General features: G+C 66.9%; 26 protein-coding genes. 17 read left to right on the top strand and 9 right to left on the bottom strand.

Annotation, left to right across the window (positions count from 1 at the left end; translation table 11 throughout):
* Positions 1-33: 33 nt before the first annotated feature.
* A complete protein-coding gene (locus tag GOALK_RS04785) occupies positions 34-414 on the bottom strand; it encodes a hypothetical protein (RefSeq protein WP_005195626.1) in 381 nt (126 codons plus the stop codon).
* A 128-nt stretch (positions 415-542) separates the two neighbouring features.
* Here GOALK_RS04785 and GOALK_RS04780 point away from each other — a divergent pair, with 128 nt between their 5' ends.
* Genes GOALK_RS04780 through GOALK_RS04770 form a run of 3 tightly spaced genes read left to right on the top strand, consistent with a single transcriptional unit; the run spans position 543 to position 2,740 of the window.
* A complete protein-coding gene (locus tag GOALK_RS04780; protein WP_005195624.1) occupies positions 543-1,514 on the top strand; it encodes a pirin family protein in 972 nt (323 codons plus the stop codon).
* A 3-nt stretch (positions 1,515-1,517) separates the two neighbouring features.
* Entirely contained in the window at positions 1,518-2,000 is a 483-nt protein-coding gene (locus GOALK_RS04775) for a MarR family winged helix-turn-helix transcriptional regulator (RefSeq protein WP_006357673.1), read from the top strand.
* On the top strand, positions 2,000-2,740 hold the full coding sequence (locus GOALK_RS04770; RefSeq protein WP_006357672.1) for a pirin family protein: 741 nt from the start codon (positions 2,000-2,002) through the stop codon (positions 2,738-2,740). The genes GOALK_RS04775 and GOALK_RS04770 overlap by 1 nt, the downstream gene beginning before the upstream one ends.
* 13 nt (positions 2,741-2,753) lie before the next feature.
* On the opposite strand, the gene GOALK_RS04765 is transcribed toward GOALK_RS04770, so the two are convergent.
* The 5 genes from GOALK_RS04765 to GOALK_RS04745 form a co-directional block, all read right to left on the bottom strand.
* Positions 2,754-3,398, bottom strand: a complete 645-nt coding sequence (locus tag GOALK_RS04765; RefSeq protein ID WP_006357671.1) for an HAD family hydrolase — start codon at positions 3,396-3,398, stop codon at positions 2,754-2,756.
* Positions 3,395-4,750, bottom strand: a complete 1,356-nt coding sequence (locus tag GOALK_RS04760; protein WP_006357670.1) for an aspartate aminotransferase family protein — start codon at positions 4,748-4,750, stop codon at positions 3,395-3,397. Before GOALK_RS04760 ends, GOALK_RS04765 begins: the two co-directional genes overlap by 4 nt.
* Before the next feature lie 79 nt (positions 4,751-4,829).
* Entirely contained in the window at positions 4,830-5,801 is a 972-nt protein-coding gene (locus tag GOALK_RS04755; protein ID WP_006357669.1) for a choline kinase family protein, read from the bottom strand.
* Positions 5,798-6,718, bottom strand: a complete 921-nt coding sequence (locus GOALK_RS04750) for a phosphotransferase (RefSeq protein ID WP_006357668.1) — start codon at positions 6,716-6,718, stop codon at positions 5,798-5,800. Before GOALK_RS04750 ends, GOALK_RS04755 begins: the two co-directional genes overlap by 4 nt.
* Positions 6,715-8,151: an amidase family protein gene (locus tag GOALK_RS04745; protein WP_006357667.1), complete on the bottom strand. Its 1,437-nt coding sequence runs from the start codon at positions 8,149-8,151 to the stop codon at positions 6,715-6,717. The genes GOALK_RS04750 and GOALK_RS04745 overlap by 4 nt, the downstream gene beginning before the upstream one ends.
* 183 nt (positions 8,152-8,334) lie before the next feature.
* Between GOALK_RS04745 and GOALK_RS04740 the strand changes: the two genes are divergently transcribed.
* The 7 genes from GOALK_RS04740 (at position 8,335) to solA (ending at position 16,035) form a co-directional block, all read left to right on the top strand.
* Complete coding sequence (locus GOALK_RS04740) at positions 8,335-9,183, top strand: GntR family transcriptional regulator (protein WP_006357666.1); 849 nt, start codon at positions 8,335-8,337, stop codon at positions 9,181-9,183.
* A gap of 207 nt (positions 9,184-9,390) precedes the next feature.
* The gene (locus GOALK_RS04735; RefSeq protein ID WP_006357665.1) at positions 9,391-9,636 is read left to right on the top strand and encodes a hypothetical protein; all 246 of its coding nucleotides are present in this window, start codon (positions 9,391-9,393) and stop codon (positions 9,634-9,636) included.
* A complete protein-coding gene (locus GOALK_RS04730) occupies positions 9,636-11,225 on the top strand; it encodes a sodium:solute symporter family protein (RefSeq protein WP_006357664.1) in 1,590 nt (529 codons plus the stop codon). Before GOALK_RS04735 ends, GOALK_RS04730 begins: the two co-directional genes overlap by 1 nt.
* Before the next feature lie 218 nt (positions 11,226-11,443).
* The gene (locus tag GOALK_RS04725) at positions 11,444-12,901 is read left to right on the top strand and encodes an amidase (RefSeq protein WP_006357663.1); all 1,458 of its coding nucleotides are present in this window, start codon (positions 11,444-11,446) and stop codon (positions 12,899-12,901) included.
* On the top strand, positions 12,898-13,674 hold the full coding sequence (locus GOALK_RS04720; RefSeq protein ID WP_006357662.1) for an SDR family NAD(P)-dependent oxidoreductase: 777 nt from the start codon (positions 12,898-12,900) through the stop codon (positions 13,672-13,674). The genes GOALK_RS04725 and GOALK_RS04720 overlap by 4 nt, the downstream gene beginning before the upstream one ends.
* Before the next feature lie 40 nt (positions 13,675-13,714).
* Positions 13,715-14,869, top strand: a complete 1,155-nt coding sequence (locus GOALK_RS04715) for a tyramine oxidase subunit B (protein WP_006357661.1) — start codon at positions 13,715-13,717, stop codon at positions 14,867-14,869.
* Positions 14,866-16,035, top strand: coding sequence for an N-methyl-L-tryptophan oxidase (gene solA, locus GOALK_RS04710; protein ID WP_006357660.1), 1,170 nt, complete (start codon positions 14,866-14,868; stop codon positions 16,033-16,035). Before GOALK_RS04715 ends, solA begins: the two co-directional genes overlap by 4 nt.
* Positions 16,036-16,092: 57 nt before the next feature.
* Here solA and GOALK_RS04705 read toward each other — a convergent pair whose 3' ends face one another.
* On the bottom strand, positions 16,093-17,022 hold the full coding sequence (locus GOALK_RS04705) for an LLM class F420-dependent oxidoreductase (protein WP_006357659.1): 930 nt from the start codon (positions 17,020-17,022) through the stop codon (positions 16,093-16,095).
* Positions 17,023-17,165: 143 nt separating this feature from the next.
* Between GOALK_RS04705 and GOALK_RS04700 the strand changes: the two genes are divergently transcribed.
* Entirely contained in the window at positions 17,166-17,582 is a 417-nt protein-coding gene (locus tag GOALK_RS04700) for a DUF6764 family protein (protein WP_006357658.1), read from the top strand.
* A gap of 44 nt (positions 17,583-17,626) precedes the next feature.
* Here GOALK_RS04700 and GOALK_RS23335 read toward each other — a convergent pair whose 3' ends face one another.
* On the bottom strand, positions 17,627-17,953 hold the full coding sequence (locus GOALK_RS23335; RefSeq protein WP_232283146.1) for a salicylate esterase: 327 nt from the start codon (positions 17,951-17,953) through the stop codon (positions 17,627-17,629).
* Between the two features lie 228 nt (positions 17,954-18,181).
* Between GOALK_RS23335 and GOALK_RS04690 the strand changes: the two genes are divergently transcribed.
* On the top strand, positions 18,182-19,165 hold the full coding sequence (locus tag GOALK_RS04690; protein ID WP_006357656.1) for an AraC family transcriptional regulator: 984 nt from the start codon (positions 18,182-18,184) through the stop codon (positions 19,163-19,165).
* A 12-nt stretch (positions 19,166-19,177) separates the two neighbouring features.
* Here GOALK_RS04690 and GOALK_RS04685 read toward each other — a convergent pair whose 3' ends face one another.
* Positions 19,178-19,681, bottom strand: coding sequence for a mycothiol transferase (locus GOALK_RS04685; protein WP_006357655.1), 504 nt, complete (start codon positions 19,679-19,681; stop codon positions 19,178-19,180).
* A gap of 92 nt (positions 19,682-19,773) precedes the next feature.
* Here GOALK_RS04685 and GOALK_RS04680 point away from each other — a divergent pair, with 92 nt between their 5' ends.
* The 5 genes from GOALK_RS04680 to GOALK_RS04660 all read left to right on the top strand — a co-directional run bounded on the left by GOALK_RS04680 (position 19,774) and on the right by GOALK_RS04660 (position 25,451).
* Complete coding sequence (locus GOALK_RS04680; protein ID WP_006357654.1) at positions 19,774-21,231, top strand: LLM class flavin-dependent oxidoreductase; 1,458 nt, start codon at positions 19,774-19,776, stop codon at positions 21,229-21,231.
* Between the two features lie 13 nt (positions 21,232-21,244).
* Positions 21,245-22,318 (top strand): methionine ABC transporter ATP-binding protein, encoded by a 1,074-nt coding sequence (locus GOALK_RS04675; RefSeq protein WP_005195607.1) that lies wholly within the window; start codon positions 21,245-21,247, stop codon positions 22,316-22,318.
* Positions 22,315-23,022 carry a methionine ABC transporter permease gene (locus GOALK_RS04670; RefSeq protein WP_005195605.1) on the top strand — a complete coding sequence of 236 codons (708 nt, stop codon included), beginning with the start codon at positions 22,315-22,317 and terminating at the stop codon, positions 23,020-23,022. The genes GOALK_RS04675 and GOALK_RS04670 overlap by 4 nt, the downstream gene beginning before the upstream one ends.
* Before the next feature lie 72 nt (positions 23,023-23,094).
* Positions 23,095-24,033 carry a MetQ/NlpA family ABC transporter substrate-binding protein gene (locus GOALK_RS04665; protein ID WP_006357653.1) on the top strand — a complete coding sequence of 313 codons (939 nt, stop codon included), beginning with the start codon at positions 23,095-23,097 and terminating at the stop codon, positions 24,031-24,033.
* 89 nt (positions 24,034-24,122) lie between these two features.
* Positions 24,123-25,451, top strand: a complete 1,329-nt coding sequence (locus GOALK_RS04660) for a YibE/F family protein (protein ID WP_006357652.1) — start codon at positions 24,123-24,125, stop codon at positions 25,449-25,451.
* The last annotated feature ends 6 nt before the right edge of the window (positions 25,452-25,457 follow it).

The following is a 25,457-nucleotide window of genomic DNA, read 5'->3' as shown; positions in this document are numbered from 1 at the left end:
CCTGCTCTGGCGCCCTGCTCACACGAACGCGGATCAGTGGAGGCCCAATCGCGCCGCGACCGACTTGCCCGCTGACTCGAGCACTCCGAGCGGACGAAGCGCGGCCTCGCCGATCCCCACCAGCACCTCGACCCGGGCGACGACCCGCTCGAGACGCGCCACGACATCGGACATCCGGCCGACGGTGGTATCCACCTTGTCGAGTGTTCCCGACATCCGCACGAGAGTCGCATCCAGCTTCTCGATCGTCGCGTCGAGATTCCCCATCGTCGGGCCGAGGCCCTCCAGGGTCTCGCCCATATCGGCGAGAATCCCCTCCAGCTGCTCGACCGTCACGTCGGCATTGAATGCGGCCTGGGCCAGCTTCTTGATGCGCTGACGCTCGGGCGGCTTCGATGACGAGGTGTCGACCATGGGCTGGATTATCGCCCACCGGTCGCCCACCGGGCGAGCGAACGCGTGAGGAATAGTCCGGCGCCCTCGACGGTTGAGGCACACAGAGTTGCTCAAATTTGAGCGACTAACGAACGAAGGAGCACCTGATGCCTGCCGTCTCCGCCGACACCTTGACTCTGGCGCGCCTGTCCTCGCCCGGGGTCGACGCCATCGAACGACCCGTCCGCTCGGTCACGCGCGGACCGCGCGGATACGAAGGAGAAGGGTTCCCGGTGGTGCGCGCCTTCGCCGGCGTCTCCGCCGCCGACCTCGATCCCTTCATCCACATGGACCAGATGGGCGAGGTCGACTACGAACCCGGCGAACCGCGGGGCACCTCCTGGCACCCGCATCGCGGCTTCGAGACCGTGACCTACATGATCGACGGCCGCTTCGCCCACCAGGACTCCGCCGGGGGCGGCGGCCTCATCGAAGACGGTGCGACGCAATGGATGACGGCCGGGTCCGGCATCCTCCACATCGAGACCCCACCGGCCGAGCTGGTCGAGTCGGGCGGGCTGTTCCACGGCATCCAGCTGTGGGTGAACCTGCCCGCCAAGGACAAGTTCCTCCCGCCCAACTACCAGAATCTCGAGGGCGGTCAGGTGGGCCTGGTGACCTCCCCGGACGCCGGGTCGCTGATCCGGATCATCGCCGGCGAGATCGACGGCCACCGCGGGCCGGGATCGACGCACACACCTATCACCCTGGCCCACGCCACGGTGCAACCGGGTGCGGGGGTGTCGATTCCGTGGAATCCCGAGTTCAACGCGCTGGTCTACGTGCTGTCCGGGCGTGGGCGGGTCGGCGCGGAGGGTCGCCCGATCGAACAGGGATCGCTCGCGGTCCTCGGCAAGGGTGACCGGATCACCGTGGCCGCCGACGGTTCGCAGGACAGCAACCGTCCCGCGCTGGAGGTCCTGCTGCTCGGCGGCCGTCCGATCCGCGAGCGTGTGTTCCAGTACGGTCCGTTCGTCATGAACACCAAGCAGCAACTCGTCGAGGCGATCGAGGACTATCAAGCCGGCCGACTCGGTGTCATCCCGCCGGATGCGCTGATGCCGCACACCGTTCGCTGATCCATGGCCCGACACTCCCCCGCCGGGTCCGACGATCTGCAGGCCGCGTGGCGCGTCTTCATCGAGACCGCCGCGCGGCTGCAGACCATGCTCGACGACGACCTACGTGCCACCGCCGGGATGAGTCTCGCCGACTACAGCATGCTGCTCATCCTGCACGAGAGCGAGGGCGGCCGACTGCGGATGCGAGACCTGTCGCACCGCATGGTGTTCTCCACGTCGCGTCTGTCCTACCAGGTCGACGCGATGGTCAAACGCGGTTGGCTGCAGCGCGAACGCGCCGCCGAGGACCGGCGTGGTAGCTACGCGGTCCTCACCGACGCCGGGCGTGCCGCTTTCCGCGAAGCCGCCCACGACCACGGTCGGTGCGTCGACGGGTTGTTCTTCTCCGCATTGCGACCCTCCGATGGACGCGAACTGCGTGCGGTGATGGAAAAACTCGCCACCCATCTCGACGCCACCCACCCGAGAGATCAGGAGACCTGATGCCGCTCACCATCATCCGGGCTGACGAGCGTCACCACTGGCGCAACGAGTGGCTCGAGTCCTGGCAGTCCTTCCCGGCGACGGGCAACTTCGACCTCGCCGCCAACGCCCACGGAGTCCTGCTCGTGCACAACGACGATCGGGTCGACGCGGGCGAGGGGCTCGACCGCCATCAGCACCGCGATGCCGAGATCGTCACATGGGTTCTCGAAGGAGCACTGCGCCACCGCGATTCCACGGGCAACGACGGAATCCTGAAACCCGGAGTGGTGCAACGCATGACGGCCGGTCGCGGGATCGCCCACAGCGAGGGCAACGCCACCGGCCGCCTCGACGGCACCGACCTGCGCGTCGTCCAGATGTGGGTCGCACCCGACGAGGCCGACCTCGAACCCGGATACGCCGAGGCCGACGTCTCCGGTGCGCTGGCGACCGGCGAACTCGTGGTGGTCGCCTCCGGACTGTCCCGCGACGCGACGACGACGCCGGTGACGATCAACAACTCCGCCGCCGCCCTACATGTGGCACGGATGCCCGCCGGAAAGACGGTGACGCTGCCCGACGCACCCTACGGTCACCTGTACGTCGCACGAGGGAGCGTCGAACTCGACGGCACGACCCTCGGCGAGGGTGATGCCGTTCGCACGCGAACCGCCGGCGAGATCTCCGTGCACAGTCCCGGCGGAGCCGAGATCCTGTTCTGGGAGATGCACGCCGGCGTGCGCTGGTCGTCAGGTTGAGCGGGTCGCAATCTCAGACACGGAACATCTGCTGGACAGTGCGGCCGGCGAGGCCGTCCCACCGGGTGAATTCGTAATCCTCGAGAACAAGGTGTTCCAGCGGCACGCCGACCACGCGCGCTCCCGAGGCCACGGCAGCAGCGATCCCGGGGCGCGAGTCTTCCACCGCGATGCACTCACGGATGTCGACGCCCAGCTTCGCTGCCGCGAGTTCATACGCGTCTGGGGCCGGCTTGGCCCGTTCGACGTCGTCCGCGGTCACGACGATATCGAACGCGTCGAAGGACATCGCGGACACGACCATCTCGGCCAGCACCCGGGGTGACATCGTCACCAACGCGGTCGGGGTACCCTCGGCCCTCAATCCGCGGAGCATCGACTCTGCGCCCGGCTTCCACGGCAACTTTCCCCGGAGTCGGGCCGACACATCGAGGATGAACCGGCGCACGATCTCGTCGACCGTCAGTTCGGCGCCCGCGTCGATGAGGACCTGTGCCATATCGGGAAGACTGCCTCCGTTGAGTGCCAACTCGATCTCGTCGGTCCAGGCGACGTCATGGGCGTGGAGAATACCCCTCGCCGAATCGTTGTAGTACTCCTCGGTGTCCAGGATCGTTCCGTCCATGTCCCACAGGACGGCTGCGGGTTTCCGGCTCATGCGACGCCCGCCTTCGCCAAGCGTGTGGCCACGTTCAGCGCGGCACCGAGCCGCTCGACGAGAAGCTCGGCGTCTGCAACCGTGTACGTCAGCATGGGACGGATCTTCAGCGTGCTGCTCGTCGGGCCGCACACGGAGATGAGCAGACCACCTTCGCGACATGCGTTGATCAGGTCCGCGGCGAACGCCGTGCCCGGTTCCCTGGTCTCCGGATCTGCCACCAGCTCTACACCAAAATAGAGTCCAGCACTGCGGATGTCACCGACCTGCGGAAAGTCAGAGGCCAGCTCCTCCAATCCGGCCCGTACGATCGCACCGATGCTCTCGGCGTTCTCGAACAAACGGCGTTCCCGGATCTCCCTCAGAACCGCGGCGGCCGCCGCCACCGGCACACTTGATCCGCCGAAGGTGTTGAAATACGGAACATCCCGCCCGAAAGCGTCGAGTATCTCGGTGTTGGCCACCATGCCGGCCACCGGGACACCGTTGCCCATCGGCTTGCCGAGTGTGACCAGATCGGGGACTGCGTTGTCACGGGCAAATCCCCAGAACGATGTCCCGACCCGGGCGAACCCCGGTTGCACCTCGTCGGCGATCACCAGTGCTCCGAAGGCACGCGCTGCAGCGAATGCGGCCTGCAGCGCGCCGTCGACGGGAAAGACCCCGTCCGAGGAGAAGATGCTGTCGACGAGTAGTGCCGCCGGCTCGTGGCCGCGCTCGCGAAGGGTCTCGAACGCTCTGGTCACCCGGGCGGCGAACGCCTCGGCGACCGAAGAATTCTCCTCGTGCCGGTACGAATTCGGTGGATCGACGGCGATGACGTGGGCGGGCAGGCCCCCACTGCCGTCCGAGGGTGACACCTCGGCGCATGACGCCGTGGTGCCGTGGTAGGCCTCAGAGGTGACGACGATCCCGGTGCCGCCGGTGTAGTGGCGGGCCACCCGTAGCGCGAGGTCGTTCGCCTCCGAGCCGGAGTTGGTGTACATGACCCTGTTCAGGGACTCCGGCAAGGTCTGCAACAACCGTTCGGAGTATTCGACGATGCCGTCCTGCAGATAACGGGAGTGTGTCGCGAGCGTGCTCAGCTGCTTGGTCACGGCCTCCACAACCGCGGGATTGCAGTGGCCGACACTGGCGACGTTGTTGTAGGCATCGAGGTACTCACGTCCCTCGGCATCGTAGAGCCGCGTGCCGAGTCCGCGAACGGCCTGTACGGGGTTCCGGTAGAAGAGGCGGTAGCTGGTACCCAGGGTGTTTATCCTACGCTCGACGAGCGCCCGCGCAGCAGGGGCCAGTGCACCGAGACTCTCGGTGTCGAAACGGTTTCCGTCCAGGATCGAAGAGGTGCCCATTGAGCGGCCTTTCTTGGTAGAACACCGGACCGACTGCGTTGCGGATCGACCAGGTGTGCGGTGAGACGACGAGGATTCGTCAGATGTTGCCGATCCAGGCACCCCACCGTTGATCAGCTGTGCGTGAGAGCGCGCGCCGGAGTTTCCACACGCCGTACTTCTGGTAGTCGTAGTCCCAGGACTCGTTGAGCTGGGCGTAAACAATCGCCCACAGCCCCCACTTTATGTCGGCGAGGAATCCGCACACTTGTACGCGTGCAATGGTTTCGGTCGTCGCGGAGCCATAGAATTCCTCGACGCACTCGGCGGTTCGGACGTCATCGAAGAAGAACTCGGTGGTCATGACGGCGAGTTCGTAAGCCCGTTCGTTGTTCGACGAGAACTCGAAGTCGATCAGGCGCATCGGTTTGCCTTCGGCGATCAGAAAGTTGCCGGGCATCGGATCGTTGTGGCACGGCGCCATGTCGATCCCACCGGCCAGCAACGCGTCCCGTGCCGAGAAGTACTCGATCTTCAGCTGGGGCCAGAAGTGCGGTAACCGAGTTCCGAGTTCCAGTGCCTGATCGTGGTGTTCGACAATCATGTCGAGGATCGTCTTGGTACAAGGCAACGGTTCGATGCTGTTGAAGGCCCGGTACAACCGAATGATCTCACTGGCGATCTCCGGACGCTTCATGTCGCCGTTGGTGCACGCGCGGTAGTCTTCGAGGAACTCGATGATCTCGATACCCGTCGACGGGTCGAAGTGGGCGATCTTCGGACTGATCCCAAGGGCACTGGCCTGTTCAGCCGCGTGATGGGCGTTTCCGCGGTCGATGAATGCATCTGAGCCGGCGCCCGGAATCTTTAGGAAGTACGGCGTGTCCTCCCCCTCCACGTCAAGGCGCCAGTTCTCGTTCTGCAGCCCGCCGTGTACGGGCTGATACCGGATCGTACGGCCGACCCAAGCCGCCACCGGGTCCAGTGCGGACTCCACCGCGCGTTCGGCCGAGGTTCGTGCCCCGCCCCGCAACACCCCGGCGGCTTCGTGCTCGTCGGATAGCGTCTTCATTGGTCAATCCTCCTCAGCAGTTCACCAGATCGGGTACCCGACAACGCCAACCGTGCTCGCAGCAACTGCCAGTCACCGAATTTCGAATACTCGAAGGAGCCTGGGTCGAGGGCGTCGACCAGCATCCCCAACATGCCCTGACGCACGTGGTCGGCGTACCCGTAGAACAGGCACCGGGCCAACAGCGCCTCGTCGAAGCTGCCGTACGCGACCTCGAAGAGCTCACGTGCGTGCGTTTCATCCTCGGCGAGCTCGACCAGTGCAACACCCAAGTCCTGGAACGGATCGATCATCGCGGCGAGGTCCCAGTCGAGCAGAAGCAGCGAACCGTCGGTTCGAGAAACCATCACGTTCGACAGGTTCCCGTCGCCGTGTCGGAGCTCGCGATCGAAATCGGTTGCTTTGATGCGCTTCTCGGCGTCGTCGAGGACACGCCGGAAGTAGGTCAGTTCGGCAGGGACGGGGGCGCCCGCTTCGCCGAGCCGGAAGCCGAGTTCGCGGATGTCGTCGAAGACGGTGGCCTCTCGGACCACAGTGGGCTTGAGGTCACCGACGCGAGAACGGATCTCGAAATAGCTGTGGACGAACTCCGCCGTGTTGCCGTCGGCGAGGGTTGCCGTGCGATGTGTCTCGGTCAGGTCGGCCAGCACAAGCTCGCCGGATGCGACATCTGAGGACACGACCGCCGGCCCCAGCCCGGCGGCGCCCGCGGTCTCGGTGGCGGCCACCGCCGCGGGCACGTTCACATAGGACCGCGCGGCGTCGGTGTAACGGCGGACGTGGACCGCCACGTCATCGAGCCGACCGCGGATTCGCAACGTGTCCGCACCCCACCAGCTGGGGCTGGCCATGGTCGGTGTCCCATCCATCCGGTCGGACAGAACCCGCCCTCCGGAGAGTTCGAGCTTCGTGGTCATTTCGCCTCCTTCCACACGGTTCCCGGCGTCGCGCGCGGTTCCAGCGGCCAATCGGGCTCCTTGCCACGACGGGCCTCGAGCCAGCCGGCCAGCGCGAGGACGCGACGGTCCGCGTACCGCGGTCCGGCGATCTGGATCGCGACCGGGTGCCCGTTGTCCTCGCCGAACGGCATCGACACCGCCGGCTGCCCGGTCTGGTTGAACCACGCGGTGAAGCTGCAGTGCTCCAGCGGTCGGTCCTGGTTCATGCCGAGGTGCTCGGCCGGGAATGCCGCCGACGGCAGCACCGGCGACAGCACGACGTCGACGTCGCGCTGCAAGGCCGCGAAAGCCATTTGGTCAGTCGTCACGCGACCCAAGGCGCGTTCGTAATCGGTCGCGCTGAGCGGGCCCGCGGCCTCGATCCAGCGCACCAGTCCGGGTAGTACGTACCCACCGCGATCGCCATGTGATTCCAGCTCGGCGCGGGCACGCACCACGTACAACGTGTCGAGGGCGTCGTAGACGCCCGGCGCGAAGGGCGCCGGCAGCTCGATGATCTCGCAACCACCCTCGGCCAGCGTCTGGGCGGCCGCCCGTAGCGTCCGTAACGTCGGCTCGTCGGCCGGGAATCCATATCCCATGTCCGACAGGACGCCGACCCGCAGTCCGTTGACCGCATCCAATGGCAGAACCGACTCGTCACAATCGGTTTCGTCGGCGAGTGCCAAAGAGTCCCGCGCGTCGAACCGTCCGACCACACCGAACAGCTCGGTGACGTCGGCGACCGTCCGGCCCATCGGACCCGCGCTGCGCACAGTGCTCGGCGCGAGATGCGGGATACGGCCCTGGGTGGGTTTGATGGCGACGATGCCGCAATGGGCCGCGGGCAGACGCACCGAGCCCGCGATGTCGGTGCCGATCGCACCCCAGGTGAGGCCCGCGGCGAGCGACGCCCCGGCACCCGAGCTCGACCCGCCGGGCGTCATGGAGAGATCCCAGGGATTGCGCACGATGCCGTAAAGCGAGGACACACCGGAGGCGAGCATGCCGAAATCGGGCATCGTTGTCTTGCCCACGATCACCGCCCCGGCCTCTCGCAGGCGTGCCGACGGCGGGGCGTCGACGTCCGCGCCCGGGCGTCCATCGTTCGGCTTTGTGCCATGTCGCCACGGCAGTCCGACCGCGTTCACGCTGTCCTTGACCGTGACCGGGACCCCGTCCAATGGGCCCAGTGACCGGCCGTCCTCCCACCGTCGGGTTGCCGCCTCAGCGGCCTCCCGTGCTACGTCGAAGTCGGTGGCGGCAATGGCGTTGATCGCCGGATGGACCGTTTCCAGGTGCGCGATTGTCAGTTCCAGCGCGTCGGACGGTGTGGTGCTTCCATCGGCGAATCCGCCGCGGAGCTGCTCAATTGTCGATCCCAGAACGGGAACCTGCGTCTGCTGAGGCATGCGTAAAGGTTGCATCCGAACCATTTCTGGTCCCTGGCCCAAACGTAAATTCTGCATTTCCTGGGTTCGCATGACGCGAGATTCGGTGCGAGTCTTGACAAGACACGCCGCTCGCGCGGGTCACGAGTCTGCGGGGCCAGCGCGCGGAGCAACCATTCCCCGATCTATAGAGCACGGTGAGCAGTGACCTACGAAGAGACCTTTGCCACCATTTCCCGCCTTGCCGACGACCTGGCACGCCGCGGGTTCACCAAGCTGCCCGCTGAACGTGAACTCGCAGAACGGCTGAACGTGTCTCGGTCGTCGGTGCGTCGCGCTCTCGCCGAACTCGAGGATGAAGGCATCGTCCACCGCAAGCGCGGCCGTACCGGTGGCGCGTATCTCACCGCGGCACAGTCACAGCCCGACAACACATTCGTCGACGAGGTCGACCCGGCCGAGGGCCGGCGTGTCGAGCGCCCACTCGGGACCGTCGTCGGCGTGCCGCAGATGCTGCGTTCCCAGGGTTTCGAGTCGGGCACCCGCCTGCTCTCCGCGTCCTACGAACACCCCACAGAGGAAGAGCGGCACTACTTCGACATCGACTCCGACGATCTGATCGCGGCCATCGTACGAATTCGCTTCGCCGACGGGGATTCGTTGTCTCTCGAGTCGTTCCGGGTCTCGGCCACGCGTTTTCCCCAACTGCTCGAACGCTCCCTGATCGGATCACTTTACGAACTGCTGGTCGAACACTACGGCGTACGCCCCACCACGGCCGACGAGCAGATCCGCGTCGTGTGTGCGTCACCGCGTGTCGCAGCGGCGCTGGCCGTCGAAGTGGGTACGCCCCTGCTCAAGGTCACCCGCAACACCTACGACCAGTTCGGCGAGCCGGTGGAGATGTCCGTCGACTACTTTCGCGCAGACCGGACGGTCCTGCACGTGCCGGCACACCCGGGCGATGGTCAGGAGCCGGGCGCCCATAGATTGCAGCACCGCCTGGAAATGGGCCATCACGACACCCAGCGCGAGGTCACGGCCGACGCGTAACAGGTCCGTTACGACCCGAAACGTGACCAGTAATGGTCCACTCGCATGCTTTGGCTGCACACACCGACAGCGGTACGCAGATCACTTCCCTACGTATCAAGTTCGGACTGAACCTTCTTGGTGCAACCGAGCCACTTCGACACTCGTCGCCGCGCCCGACCCCGGTCTGCCGCTGGGCGATCGACCTCAAGGAAAGGAGCCGATTCCTTGACTCAGTTCATAAAGAGCCTGGATCGCAAGGTAATCAACACCACATTCGGCGTCATCTACGGATTCGCTCTGTTGATGGCACTGTTCCCCCCGCTATACCTGAGCGCCAGCGGCGTCAAGAGCCCAGTGATCTTCGGTATCCCGTGGGCGGTCATGTACTGGATCGTCAACGCTGCCCTGGTCGGCGCCAGCCTGACCGCGTTGTACATCGTGGAGAACATCCGCGGGGAGGGCGACGACTGATGGTGATCATGCTCGGAATGCTTCTAGTCTTCTACGCGATTGTGGTGGGAATTCTCTACGCCACCAAACAGAAATCGAATCCGACCTTCGAGGAGTACTCGGTCGGTGGCCGCGCATACGGCACCTGGTTCGTCGCGATGTCATATGTGAATTCGTGGTGGCCCGGTTCGACCTTCATCGCGTTCTTCGGCCTCGCCGCAGGCGCCGGCGTCTTCGGCATGTACGCACTGGCGTACTCCACACTCGGCGTCGCGTTCATGTACCTCATGGCGACCCGCGCATGGCGCTGGGGAAAGGTCTACGACCTGCGCACCCAGCCCGACTTGATGCGTGTCCGCTACCGTTCCGACGCTGTCCGCGTCATCGCCAGCGCCATCGGCGTGATCTCACTGTTCCCATGGGTCGTCCTGGGTATGCAAGCACTGGGAACCCTGTTCGAGATCGCGAGTGGCGGCGCCTGGTCGGTCATCGCGTCCCTGTGCGTGGGCCTCGGGGTAATCCTCATCCGCCAGTTTTGGACCGTCCAGATGGGTATGCGCGGCCTGATAATGACCGACATGTTCCAGGGATTCGTCGCCTACATCGTCGCAGGTCTCGTCGGCGTCATCATGCTGACCGGCGCGATGGGCAGCCCGATCAGCTGGGGCGACCTGCAGGCGATCGGCGACAAATTCCTGGTGCTCCCGGGCGGCGGCGACAAGTACGGACCGTGGTACATCTTCGCACTCGTCTTCACCGGCGTCATCGGATCGCTGAGCTGGCCCACCAGCTTCCAGCGCATCTACACCGCCTCGAGCGTGCGCACGGTTAAGAAGGGCACGCTCGCAACGATTCTCATCTCGGCGACCTTCTACACCATCCTGATGCTGGTCGGTCTCGCCGCGGTCAACATCCCCGAGGTCATGGAGAACCCGCAGGGCGCCTGGTTCACCCTGCTGGACCAGTGGGGCGGCACGTGGATGCTGGGGCTTGCGGTGGTCATCGTCTTCGCCGCGCAGATGGGTCACACCGACGCCAGCGTCCAGGTGGCCGGCCTGCAGGTCTCCAACGACATCGTCGCCACCCTGGTCCGGCGTCCGCTGTCCGACCACCAGCTGACCGTGATCGCCAAGGCGAGCATGGTGGTCTACATGCTCCTGGCCGGCGTCATCGCCTTCGCGACGTTCAACTTCGACCGTCTCCAGCTGCTCGCCCAGATCTCCTACCAGGGCATCATCCAGTTGTCGGTGCCGCTGTTCCTCGGCATCTTCTGGAAGGGCGGCAACAAGTACGGCGCGATCTGGGGCATGGTCAGCGGCTTCGTCATCGCCGCGGCGCTGACCGGCGTCTACAACGACGACATCCGCGCCCTGGGCAGCCTGACCTCGGGCATCGTCGGCCTCGCCGTCAACCTCGCGGTCTTCCTGATCGTCTCGGCGGTCACCGGTCACTCCGAGGAGGACCGCGCACACGTCGAGGAGATGTTCGCGGCAGCCAAGGGCGAGTCCGCCCTCGCCGCACTGCGGGCCAGCCGGACCGACGACATCGAGGTCGTCGCCACCGGCGACGGGGTGAGCACCGCCGCAACTGCTCAGTCCCCGGCCGAGTAGGAGACACCGACCTCCTCGTCTCCTGCTCGACACGACAAGTGGGCACGACCTTTCCGGTCGTGCCCACTTTAGTTGTGTTGCAGACCATTCCATTCCGTAACCTGCGCGTTACGACGGTATCGGGGACCAGTAATGGTTTCGACGGACATTTGTTGGGCGCCGAAAAACACTCGCGCCGAACCATTCCCACCTCCCCCTCACCCATTCAGGAGTAGTCCATGGACGCCGACCAGTACGCATGGATGTCCGCGACCAAGATCGCGGCCAAGATCGCCGCCGGCGAGCTCACCGCGCTCGAGGTCGCCGAGGCCGCCTGTGCGCGGATCGAGGCGATCAACCCGCTGATCAACGCATACGTCCACTACGACCGGGAACAGGTCCTGGCCGACGCCCGGGAACTCGACGCCAAGCAGGCCGCCGGCGAGCCGCTCGGACCGCTCCACGGCGCGCCGTTCGCGATCAAGTGCCTCACCGAGGTCGCCGGCCTGCCCAACACGCATTCGATGACGCCGTTCGCCGACGAGATCGGCAAGGAGGACGCCGTCGTCGTCGCGCGACTCAAGGCCGCGGGCGGCCTGTTCACCGGCCTGACCAACGCGCCCGAGGGCGGTTACTACGGCGGCACCGACAGCCACCTCTACGGCCCCACCCACAACCCGTTCAAGCACGGTCACACCGCGGGCGGTTCGTCCGGGGGCTCGGCGGCCGCGGTCGCCGCGGGCCTGGTGCCGATCGCCGAGGGCGCCGACGGTGCCGGCTCTGTCCGCATCCCGTCGGCGATGTGCGGGGTCGTGGGCCTCAAGCCCTCGCTCGGGCGCATCCCGCATGCCCTGCTGCAGACCAAGTTCGAGACCTGGGTATTCCACGGCCCCATCACCCGCACCGTCGAGGACGCCGCGCTCATGTTCGACGTCATGACCGGATTCGATCCGAGCGATCCGATGAGCCTGCCCCGCGAGGTCGAGTCGTACGCCGCCGAACTCGACGGGACCGAGGGCGAGAAGCCGCTGTCCGGCCTGCGGGTCGCGTACTCCCCGGACCTCAACGTCGGCCACGTCGACCCGGAGGTCGCCGCGATCTGCCGCGAGGCGGTCACCGCATTCGAGACGCTGGGCGCCACGGTCACCGAGGCCACCCCCAACTGGGGCAACCCGGAACAGGCCATGTGGGAAGGCATCTGGGTGCCCGGCTTCGCCGCCGACAACGACCTGTTCCCGGACTGGAAGGAGCTGAGCGGTCAACTCGACGACCAGCTGATCGAGATCCACGAGCTGTCCAAGACCCTCACCGCCGAGGAGGTCGGCCGCGCCCAGGCCTTCCGCTCGCGGATGTACGACACCTTCACCGAGTTCATGGAGCACTACGACCTGCTCGTCTCGCCGACGCTGGCGTCAGCGGCCTTCCCGCTCGACCAGTTCGCCCCGGAGTGGCTGGCCGACGAGCCACTGCAGACCCAGCTCCTGGGCTGGCTGCTGACCTACCCGTACAACATGCTCACCTCGCCGGCCATCACCGTCCCCGCCGGCTTCACCGAAGACGGACGCCCGGTCGGCCTGCAGATCGCGGCCCGCCACCGCGCGGATGCCGACGTCCTGGCGGCGGCCAAGGCCTTCTCCACCGTCCGGCCGTGGGCGGACCGCTACGAGTCCAACGTCACCGAAGGAGAGTCCAAGTGATCGACCTGACCGGCAAGACCGCCGTCGTCACCGGCGGTTCGCGCGGCATCGGACGCGCCAGCGCGCTGCGCCTCGCCGAGGCCGGCGCCTCGGTGATCATCTGCGACCGTTCCGATCTCAAGGCCGGCGACGAGTCCTGTTCGGCCGAGATCCGCCGCGCGGGCGGCGCCGCGGAGTCGCGTGAGCTCGACGTCGCCGATTCCGCCGCGGTGGACCGGGTGTTCGGCGAGATCGCCGCCGAGCACGGCATCGACATCCTCGTCAACAACGCCGGCGTCCTCTTCGCCGGGAGCGCCACCGAGACCACCGACGAGGTGTGGCGGCAGCAGTTCGCGGTGAACGTCGACGGGACGTTCTTCTGCACCCGGGCGGCGTTGCGGGCCATGCTCGACGCCGGCAACGGCGGCAAGATCGTCAACGTCGCCTCGATCAGCGGGCTGCGCGCCAACCCCGGCTTCGCCGCGTACTGCGCCAGCAAGGCGGCGATGGTGAACTTCACCCGCCAGGCCGGGATCGACTACGCCGCAGACGGAATCAACGTCAACGGCGTCGCGCCGGGCTTCGTCGAGACCGACATGACCTCCCTCTACTCCCCGGAGATCCGGGCCGCGCTCGAGGGGCAGACGCCCAACGGCAGGTGGGCGACCTCGGAGCAGATCGCCGACTCGGTGCTGTTCCTCGCCTCGCCGCTGTCCGACCACATCTGCGGCGAGATCCTCACCGTCGACGGCGGCTGGATGGTCGGCACCCCGGTGGTCGTCCAGTCCGCCTGACCCACACCACACACACCACGACACGCGAAGGGATCACCCGATGACTGAGACCACGGTCGAGACCACCACCACCGACACCGCCATCGACTTCCTCTACCTCTCCGAGCCCGACATGGTGGCCGCCGGCGTCACCGACATGGCCGCCTGTGTGGACACCATGGAGGAGATGTTCGCCCTCCTCGGCCGTGGCGACTACCGCATGGCCGGCAAGAACAGCGACTCCCACGGATCGATGATCTCCTTCCCGGAGGAGCCCGAGTTCCCGGGCATGCCCCGCCACACCGAGGACCGCCGCTTCATGGCCATGCCCGCCTACCTGGGCGGGGCCTTCCACTCCGCGGGCGTCAAGTGGTACGGATCGAACATCGAGAACAAGCTCTCCGGCCTCCCCCGCTCGATCCACCTGTTCGTCCTCAACGACGTGGAGACCGGTGCCCCGCGTGCGGTGATGTCGGCCAACCTGCTGTCGGCCATGCGCACCGGCGCGATCCCCGGCGTCGGAGCCCGCCTCTTCGCCCCCGAGGACTCCAAGGTCGTCGGCATCGTCGGCCCGGGCGTGATGGCGCGCACCGCGCTGCAGTCGTTCGTCGTCGCCCGGCCGGGGATCGAACTGGTGAAGGTGAAGGGCCGCAGCGAGCGCGGACTCAACATCTTCCGCGAGTGGATGGAGCGCGAATTCCCGCAGATCCGTGTGGAATTCGTCGACACCAACGAGGCCGCGGTGCGCGACTCCGACATCGTGACCTACTGCACCACCAGTGGCGGGTCGCCGGAGAACTACCCCGTTCTCAAGCGCGAATGGGTCAAGCCCGGCGCCTACCTCGCCATGCCGTCGTCGGTCAGCCTCGACGACGACCTGATCTCCGACGACGTGCGCCTCGTCGTCGACAACCTCGGGCTCTACGAGGCCTGGGCCGACGAGTTCCCCTACCCCACCTACGCCTCGATCCCGATCGTGGGCTGCTTCTTCACCGACCGCGTGCACGAGGGCAAGCTCGCCGAGGAACGCATTGAGGACATCGGCCGCATCCTCGCCTCGGGCGGCACCGAGCGCGACCCCGATCAGATCGTCATCTTCTCCATCGGCGGCATGCCGGTCGAGGACGTCGCGTGGGCGACCCGCGTGTACGAGCGTGCCCGCACCCTCGGTATCGGCACTTCGCTGAACCTCTGGAACACCCCGGTGCTGGCATGACCTCGGCATCGACCCCCGAAGAACTCGTCGACGTCGCCGTCATCGGCGCCGGCAGCGTCGGCGCGATGGCCCTGTGGCACCTCTCGAAGGTGCCCGGGCTGTCGGTCCTCGGCATCGAACAGTACGGCCGCGCACACGGACTCGGCTCCTTCGCCGGCGAGTCCCGGCTGTTCCGGATGGCCTACAAGGAGGGCGGCCTCTACCTCCCGCTGCTGACCGACGCCCGTCACCAGTGGCTCGAGCTCGAACAGGAGGCCGGCACCGAGATCCTGCTGCAGGTCGGTGCGTTGAGCATCGGCCCCGAGACGCAGCCGGAGATGGTCGCGACCAGGGAGACGATCGACACCTTCGGACTCCCCCACCGATACCTCGACACCGAGGAACTGCGAAAAGAGTACCCGCAGCACGACGTCCACGACTCGGACGTGGGCATCCTCGATCCCCAGGGCGCAGGGCTGCGTCCCGAGGTCGCGGTGTTGAGCGCACTGCGGCTCGCCGAGGCCAACGGAGTCCGCATGCGTTACCACTGTGCGGTCGAGGCGGTCGAACCCGGTGACAACGGCGTCACCATCCGCACGGCCCAGGGCGTCGTGCGGGCCCGGACCGCCATCGTGACGACCGGGTCGTGGGCGACGGAGCTGTTGCCCGGCGTCCGCGACCTGGTCCACGTGCAGCGCCTCGCGCTCTCGTGGTTCATGCCCACCGACATCGGCCGGTACCTGCCCGAGCGGTTCCCGGTGTTCATGCGCGACATCGGCGACGTGCACTTCTTCGGTGCGCCGTCGCTCGACGGATACAGCGTCAAGGTCAGCCCCGGCCACCTCGACCTGCCGTCCGCCCCGACGCTCGCCGAACTGCCCGATCTGCCCGACGATTTCGGCGCCCACCTCGCCGCGCAGGTGACCGACTTCTTCCCGGACATGAACCCCGAGCCGGTCCGCCTCACCGCGCACCACGAGATGTTCACCGTCGATCGGGTCCCGATCGTCGACCGGGACCCGACGGGCAGCATCGTGGCCGTCGCAGGACTGTCCGGCCACGGCTTCAAGCTGGCACCCACGTTCGGCCGGATCGCGCGCGATCTCGCCGTGGACGGCGCCAGTGCACTGTGCCCCCGCGAGTTCACACTCGCTGCACATCAGGAGCGCGCTGCCGCGCTGATCTGAGCCCGGCCTCCGCGTGAAGCTGCCATCACGGTCTTGGCGCGGGACCGTTCCACCTTGTCAGGCGAGCTGCGGTGCCACCTTCGACGCCACCAGGTCGAGGTGGTCGAGGTCGTCGAGATCCAGTGTCTGGAGATACATCCGGGTGATACCGAGTTCGCGGTAGCTCTCGATCTTGGCCGCGACCTCGTCCGGCGTGCCCGCGGCGCCGTTCTCGCGCAGTTCGTCCGGTTCCCGGCCGATCGCCTCGGCGCGACGCCGGAACTCGGCTTCGGTACTGCCGCAACACAAGACGAGAGCTCCCGAGTACGTCATCGTCTCGGGACGACGCCCTGCCGTGGCACAGGCCGCGCGCACGTTGCCGATCAACTCGCGAGCGACGTCGACGGGCTGGAACACCACGTTGAACTCATCGGCGAACCGCGCCGCCAACGCCGGCGTGCGCTTCTTTCCGCTGCCACCGACGATGATCGGCGGACGCGGGTTCTGCACCGGCTTCGGGAGTGCCGGGGAGTTGCTGATCTGGAAATGCTCACCGCGGTAATCGAACTGACTGCCCTCAGGCGTGCCCCACAGGCCGGTGATGATCTCGAAGCTCTCCTCGAGACGATCGAACCGTTCCTTGATCGACGGGAACGGGATCCCGTAGGCCTTGTGCTCGGGCTCGTACCAGCCGGCCCCGAGCCCCAGTTCGATTCGGCCGCCACTCATCTGGTCGACGTTGGCGACCGCGATCGCGAACGGGCCCGGGAGACGGAAGGTGGCCGACGAGACCAGCGTGCCCAGGCGGATGCGCGAGGTCTCACGCGCGAGACCCGCCAGCGTGATCCACGCGTCGGACGGGCCCGGCAACCCGTCGCCACCCATGCCGCTGTAGTGGTCGGAACGGAAGAAGGCGTCGTAGCCGAGATCCTCGGTCGCCTTCGCCACGGCGAGCAGCTGATCGTAGGTCGCACCTTGCTGGGGTTCGGTGAAAATTCGCAATTGCACAGTTTCAACTTACGCGCAATGGGCATCCACCTCGTGCGGGACGATTTCCCCGGCCGCCCATCCGGCCCCGCGGCGAATCCGAATCGCATATGCACGACACCCCAACCCGGTACTGGCCGAGTACTCGACAAAGGAGTCCGAAAATGAAGACAGTTGCGCGTACAGCCCTCGGTTTTGTCGTCGCGGCGGCAGGTGCCACCGCGGTATCGCTCGCCGCCGCCCCGTCGGCCGGTGCAGCACCGTCGGTGTGTCCGGCCCTGCCCGGTCAGAGCTCCTCCACGACCTCCTGCAGCGCCGAGTCGGGCCCCAACGGTCTCGCGCTCGCCATCACCGACAACGGCGGCAAGGCCACCTCGACTGCGGACAACTTCGCCGGCCCCGCGGCCATCGCACTCGGCCCCGGTGCGACCGTGACCATGACCGGTGTGCGCGGCGGCCTGGCCATCGGCATCGCCGGACCGGGCGCCGAGGTCGTCGTCGACGGCAAGAACGCCCCGACCTGCAAGGGCGGCCCCGCGTTTGCCGGCGATTTCCAGACCTTCAAGGGTTGCAGGTCCTGATCCTTCGCACCCACGGGTGCGAATGAGGCGACCGGCCTGGAGCCCTAGGGTCGGCCCGCTTCCACGATCTTCGCTGCCAGCAGCTTCGGATTGGTGAACATCACCTCATGCGAACCCGGCAGCTGCACGAGCCGGTACATACCCAGCCGCGACGACATCCGCGGGTGCCAGCCCCACTCACCCGGCGGCAGCGCGATGTCCTCCGTCGCGTTGATGTAACTCTTCGGGATCTCACTCTGGTAGAACCGCGTGAGGTCGAGTTCGTCGGCCATCGGCTGCAGCGGTTCCGGCGACAACAGCTCGTAGGTCCGCGTCGCGGTCTCCAGATCGGCGTCCTGGATGAAGGCCTCCCGCCACAATGCTCTCCACATAATCGACGATCGATTTCACACAGTCATCGTGGGTCACGTTCTTGTCGACCCCCCTCCCGTGACCCGCAACGGTGGGACCGTATGCGGTGTGGCCGAGAGCCTCGAGTTCGGTGATCACCGGCTCCCACAGCGGACCGTCGTGCCAGGAACCGTGGATGAGAACAAACGTAGTCATACGGACAACGTATGGACGGCATATAGTGACGCTCTACCCGCACAACGCATGAGATGTCCGGAAAGCGAGCAGAACTGGCGATGCGCACGCCGCCGCCACCGGTCCTGGTGGACACCGCAGACCCGGTTGAGGCCGCCGAACTCCTCGGCAGCAGCTACTGCCCTCACCGTGTTCACGTCGAAGGCTCCTCACGGGATTTTCGAGCCATCCAAACCGAGGTCACGGTATCCGACGTCGCCATCCACACTCTCCGTTACGGCACGGACGTACGCATCGACCCGGACCCGCTGGGGGCCTGGGTGCTCGTGTCCACACCGATGCGGGGCCGGCTCACGATCCGATCGGGCGCCGAATCGCGCACCCTCGGGCCGGGCGAATCCGTCGCCATCGACTCCTATCGCGCGTTCGAACTCACCTGGCGGCAGAACTGCCAACTCCGAACTCTCCGACTACCTCTCACCTCCGTCGTCGAGGCCGCCCAACTCGCGGGCGCCGGCACCACTCGCCCGGTGCGATTCGGACTCGGCGACCCCGCGACAACGGCCTCGGCGCGCAGCTGGCAGTCCGTCGTCGCACTCGCTGAACGGGATGCCCGGATGGCCGGCGAACTGAGCCGTTCACCACTACTGAGCGAACAGATGTCGCGAATGATCGCGACCACACTCGTGGCAACCCATCCGTTACTGGCCATCCCCGGCGACGACCGGCCGGCTGTGCCGCGCCAGATCCGCAAGGCCGTCGAACTGATCGAACGCTCGCCGGACGAGGACCTCACCGTCACACGGCTCGCCGTCGCCGCAGGGGTCGGCGTCCGAGCACTGCAGCAGGGATTCCGGCAGCATCTGCAGATGAGCCCGACGGAGTATCTACGGCAGACGCGTCTCGAACGCGCCCACCACCAGCTTCTCCGGGAGAACCCGTCCACCGTCACCGTCGCGGAGATCGCCCACTCGTGGGGTTTCGGCAACCTCGGCCGCTTCTCCCAGATGTACCGCGGACGCTACGGAAGACTGCCGTCACAGACCCTTCGCGACTGACGCCGAAGTCGTTCAGGAGAACAGGCCTCGCAGATATGCGGCCTGTCCGACGTGTTGCGCGTCGTCGTCGACGACGCTGACCAACCGGACGCCGAGCGTCACCGGCGGATCCCAGTTGGTGTCGACGATCCGGTCCAGATCCGAATCGGTCAGCGCCGCAATGTAGTCCACGCTGACAGCGTGCGTGGCGTCGTAATAGTCGCGGAGCAGGCCCGCATCGTCGACGACGACCCGGGCCACCTCATCGGTCGAATGACCATAGCCGGTGTCGGCCGGCGAGAACGGCAGATCGAATCGCTCGGCCCAGCCGGCGCTCACCCACACCTCGTCGGCGCCGGCGACGTCGGCGACCTGCGCATCCTGAACGCGTGTCAGATGCCAGACCAACCAGGCGATCGTGTTGGCGCCCGGCGCCGGGGCCCGGTTCAAGACCTCGGGTTCCAGGCCGCTGAGCACTGCGTGAACATTCTCGGAGACGCGACCGAGACCGTCGATTAGCACATCTGTGGCACGCATGCGGCAATTTTAGTTCGCCGTGCGCGCAAAGATGGCGGGTCCGCACATCCGTCAGCATCATTCTTCCGGTGTCTGAACAGAACCAGCCTGCCGTGACCCCCGACAACGGCACGCGCTCCACCCGCAAGGTCCGCTTCAACGCGTTCGACATGAATTGCGTTGCGCACCAGTCCCCCGGCCTGTGGCGCCATCCGAGCGACCGGTCGTGGAACTACAACACCATCGACTACTGGGTCGATCTCGCCCGCCTGTTGGAGACCGGGGGCTTCGACGGCCTGTTCATCGCCGACGTCCTCGGGACTTACGACGTCCTGTCCGGCACCGACGAGGCTGCGATCCGACAGGGCGCCCAGATCCCCGTCAACGACCCGCTGCTGCTGGTCTCGGCGATGGCACACGCGACCAAGAACCTCGGCTTCGGCGTCACCACCGCAACCGGTTTCGAGCACCCCTACCCGTTCGCGCGCCGCATGTCGACGCTCGACCACCTGACCCGTGGTCGCGTCGGGTGGAACGTCGTGACCGGTTACCTGCCGTCGGGTGCACGCAACATGGGCGACGACGACCAGCTCGCACACGACGACCGCTACGACCACGCCGACGAGTACCTGACCGTGCTCTACAAGCTCTGGGAGGGTTCGTGGGAACGCGACGCCGTGCGTCGCGACCGTGAGGCGGGCATCTTCGCCGACCCGGCCAAGGTGCACCACATCGGACACGAGGGCAAGCACTTCAAGGTCCCGGGCATCCATCTGTCCGAACCGTCGCCGCAGGGCTCCCCGGTCATCTACCAGGCCGGCGCGTCGCCGCGCGGACGCCGGTTCGCGGCGGATAACGCCGAGGCCATCTTCGTCGCCGCTCCCACCAAGGCCATCCTGCGCGACGTCGTGAGCAAGATCCGCGAGGAACTCGTCCTCGCCGGGCGAGACCCCTACGACGCCAAGATCTACACACTGCTCACCATCATCACCGACTCGACGCCCGAGGCCGCGCGCGCGAAAGCCGCCGAGTACCAGTCCTATGCGAGCGAAGAGGGCGCGCTGGTGTTCATGTCCGGTTGGATGGGCATCGACCTCGCGAGCTACAACATCGACGAGCCGATCGGCAACGTGGAGAGCAACGCCATCCAGTCGGCGGTCGCCGCGTTCCAACAGGCCTCGGAGAGCGGCGAGGAGTGGCGCGTCCGCGACATCGCGGCCTGGGGCGGCATCGGCGGTATGGGCCCCGTCCTGATCGGCTCGGGCGACGAGGTCGCCGAGCAGCTGCAGGACTGGGTGGCCGAGACCGACGTCGACGGCTTCAACGTCGCCTACGCCGTCACCCCGGGTTCCTTCGAGGACATCGTCACCCACGTGATCCCCGCCCTCGAGCGCCGCGGCGTCTACGACCGCGGGTACGTCCCGGGCACGTTGCGCCACAAGCTTTTCGGCCGTGGCGACCACCTGCCCGAGAACCACCGCGGTTCGACCTACCGGGTCGGCGGCGTGAACTCGACGGTCGACGACTCGATCCGTGAGCGCAACCGCCTCGCCGCCGCCGGAACGAAGTGATCGGGGCCGCACGATGATCGAAGTCGTTGGGCTCACCAAGGTTTTCGGGGTCGGTTCGCCGAACCCGGCCACTGTTCTCGACGAAGTGGAGTTCACCGTCGACTCCGGCGAGATCTTCGCCGTCGTCGGCCCGTCCGGCGCGGGCAAGAGCACGCTCGCGCGCTGCCTCAACCTCCTGGAGCGCCCCACGTCGGGCAAGGTCGTCGTCAACGGTGAGGACCTCACCGCCCTCGGCACCTCCGGACTGCGCGAAGCGCGGCGTCGGATCGGCACGGTCTTCCAGTCCGCGAGCCTCCTCTCGCGGCGGACCGCCGCCCAGAACGTCGCCCTGCCGCTGGAATACCTGGGTGCGACGAAGGCATCCACGAAGTCACGGGTCGCCGACCTGCTCGACCTGGTCGGCCTGGCCGACAAGGCCGACCTGTACCCCCATCAGCTCTCGGGCGGGCAGCGTCAGCGTGTGGGCATCGCACGTGCTCTGGCGCTGAAGCCGTCGGTGCTGCTGTCGGACGAGGCCACCTCCGGACTCGACCCGGCCGCCACCGACACCTTCCTCCGGCTGCTGACCGAGGTTCGGGACGAGTTGGGCCTCGCGGTCGTCTTCATCACGCATGAGATGGACACCATCGTGCGGGTCGCCGACACCGTCGGCCGACTCGACCACGGCCGGATCGTCGAACACGGACGCCTCGAAGAGCTCGTGCTGGACCCGGATTCCGTTCTCGGACGTGCACTTCGGCCCCGTGGCCCCAGTGCGTCCGCGTCCGGCGACCAGACCGCGGTCAACGTCGTCTACAACTCGACGACCGTGCCGGCCGACTGGCTCACCCGTATCGGCGGAAGCCTGGGCATCCCGATCTCGGTCCTCGGAGCCAACGTCCAGACCATCGACGGCACCGCCTTCGGCGATCTCACCGTCTCCGTCCCGACCGGCCATGCGTCCGCATTCGTCGGTGCGGCGAGCGAGCTCGGACTCGCCGCGCGCGTCGGGGAGGCACCCGCACCGGACACCGATCCCGTCGGCGGTATCGAGAACCAGGCCGACAACGACGCGCTCGAGAAGAAGAAGGCGGGGGTGGCAGCATGAGCACGATCAACCTGGCCGCCATCACCGTGCCGCTCGACGAGATTCCCGATCTGCTGTGGCCGGCGTTCATCGACACAGTCCTCATGGTCAGCATCGTGATGGTCGTCGTCCTCGTCGTCGGCGTCCCGCTCGGTGCGCTGGTCCACAATCTGGCTCCCGGTGGACTTTTCGAGAACCGGGCGCTGCACACGCCGCTGTCGTGGATCATCAGCATCGGCCGATCGTTGCCGTTCCTGGTCCTGATGACGGCGATCATCCCGTTCACCCGCCTCGTCACCGGCACCAACATCGGCATCGCCGCGGCGGTGGTCCCGATGTCGATCGCCGGTATCGCCTTCTTCACCCGCATCGTGGAGAACTCGCTGCGGTCGGTGCCTGCGTCGACCATCGACGTCGCCCGGGCCTCGGGCGGCTCGAACGCCCAGATCATCTGGAAGGCACAGGTTCCCGAGGCACTGCCGAGCATCGTGGGCGGCCTGACCATCAACACCATCGCGATGATCGAGTACTCGACCATCGCCGGCACGATCGGCGCCGGCGGCCTCGGCTACGTGGCGGTCACCTACGGCTACCAGCGCTTCGACCAGGGCGTCATGGTCGCCACGATCATCGTGCTGGTGATCACCGTGGCGCTCATTCAGCTGGCCGGCGACGCACTCGCACGCAGCCTCAACCCGGCGACCTCCAAGCGCGTCAACCACTGACCCCAGGTCTTTCCGGGTCACCGCACGTACACCCCTCGCATCACCCTCACCACACACTTGAAAGGTCCAACCATGTCTCAAGACACCGGTTCCGCCACCGGCGTGTCGGGCACATCGTCCGAAACACCGTCTCCCGCAGGCAATTCCGACATCGAGATCTCCCAGCGGCGGCGCTGGCCGCTGATCGCCGGCGCCCTGGTCGTCGTCGCCGTACTGGCCGGTGTGCTCGGGTGGCGCTTCCTCGGATCGGATGAGGCCTCCCCCAACGAGACCCCCGGCGCGACGCTGACCGTGGTCACCGCCGAGGGCAACGCCGCCGAGCAGGCCCTCGTCGAGTTCATCGCCGAGAAGGTCGCACCGAAATACGACATCAAGGTCGCGTTCAGGGGCCTCGCCGACTCGACGACCCTGAACCGCGCGGTCAGCGACGGAGAGGTTGCCGGCACCATCTACCAGCACAAGCTGTGGTTGTCGCAGGTCCTCGCGGCCAATCCCGACTTCAAGGAAGTCGCCGCCACCCCGGTCTTTCGTTGGGGCTTCGGTATCTGGTCGGACAAGTACAAGACCCCCCAGGACCTCCCGCAGAACGCAAAGGTCTCGCTCTACTCCGATCCCGCGAACGAGGCCCAGGGGCTCTGGCTGCTGGAGCGCGCCGGCCTGATCACCCTCAAGCCCGGCATCGACAAGTGGAAGGCGACCCAGAAGGACATCGCCACCAACCCGCGCAACCTGCAGTTCGTGCTGCTCGACTTCGCCGCACAGTCCCGGTCGCTGGCCGACCTCGACGCCACCGTCGGTTACACCGAGTACTACCTGGCCGCGAACATCCCGATCGAGAAGCAGATCTACGCTCCCCCGGCCCCCGACGAGTTCGCCGGACAGCTGACCATCGGCACCGAGTGGGAGAACACCGACAACATCAAGAACCTCGTCGCCGCGTTCAAAGATCCCGCCGTGCAGGAATTCCTGGCCACCGATCCGCAGGTGAAGAACATCCTCCTGCCGCTGTAGGTCACGATCTGTGACGGGTTTCCCCGCACCGCCGCCGGGCGCCCGGGTCGCATACCGCGATCCGGGCGCTTGCGCATAGGCTCACCGGCGTGGAGCGCAAACATCACGGTCACCCGCACTCGCTGACCGACATCTCCCACATGCTGTCCCCGTTCGCCCGGTGGCTGGTCATCGGGACACTGGCGGTCACCGCGGTGGCCGTGACCATCGGCATGATCGTCCTGTGGCCGTCGGATTCCGAACATCCGGTGCCCACCCAGTTCCGGTCGGCCGACGGCGGGTCGATCCAGACGGTCAACGGCGAGGTCGTCGACCAGTTCCGCGCCAACTGCCTGAACCCGGCGGCGGGCTCGGTCCTCGAGACCGCCGACATCCCCGTCAACCCGGTCGCCGGCGGTCCCTGCATCCTCAATGCGGTGCGCTTCGACTCCGGCGAGGTCGAGGGCCGGTACACCGTGCTGGAGATCCCGACGAAGCGCGCGCAGTCCGGCGCCGAACCGGGTCCCGAGGGCGCGCCCGTACCGGGTTCTCTCGACGAACCCCAGGCCGGTCAGCCCACGCTGCACGTCGGCGACGCGATCCGACTGTCCACGGTCCCCGGCCCGGAGGGCAACCGGTACACGTTCTTCGACTTCCAGCGCGGCACCGCCACGATCATCTGGGCGATCCTGTTCATCGCGGCGATCGTCCTGGTCGCCGCGTGGCGTGGGTTCCGGTCGATCATCGGTCTCGCCTTCGCCTTCATCGTCCTCGGCGGGTTCACCCTGCCCGCCATCCTCGACGGTTCCTCCCCGGTCGCGGTCGCCGTGGTGTCGTCGGCGGTGATCCTGTTCGTCGTGCTCTACCTCGCTCACGGCGTCAGCCTCCGCACGAGTTCGGCCCTGCTGGGCACGCTGACCTCGCTGCTGATGGCAGGCCTGCTGAGCTGGCTCGCCATCGAGACGATGAACCTGACCGGACTGTCCGGCGACCAGACCACCAACCTGCAGGTCTATTCAGGCAACATCTCGGTCAGCGGCCTCCTGCTGGCCGGGTTCATCATCGGAACCCTCGGTGTCCTCAACGACGTCACCATCACGCAGGCGTCGGCGGCATTCGAGCTGGCCGCCGCCGGTGAACCCACCCGACTCGCGACGTTCAAGGCCGCGATGCGCGTCGGCCGCGACCACATCGCGAGCACCGTCTACACACTGGTCTTCGCCTACGCCGGCAGCGCCCTGCCACTGATGCTGCTCTTCTCGGTGGCCCAGCAGCCGCTCGGCGGTCTGCTCACCACCGACGTGGTGGCCGTCGAGCTGGCCCGATCCTTCGTCGGCGGCATCGCCATCGCCCTGTCGGTGCCGCTGACAACCGCGATCGCCGCAGCCCTGTGCCGGCCGGCGGGCACACCGTCAGCCGCACCCGCGCACGCGAGCTGAAACTCC

Origin of the sequence: Gordonia alkanivorans NBRC 16433 (genome assembly GCF_000225505.1) — a bacterium.
Taxonomy (GTDB): Bacteria; Actinomycetota; Actinomycetes; order Mycobacteriales; family Mycobacteriaceae; genus Gordonia; species Gordonia alkanivorans.
This window is presented reverse-complemented; position numbering and strand designations above follow the sequence as displayed.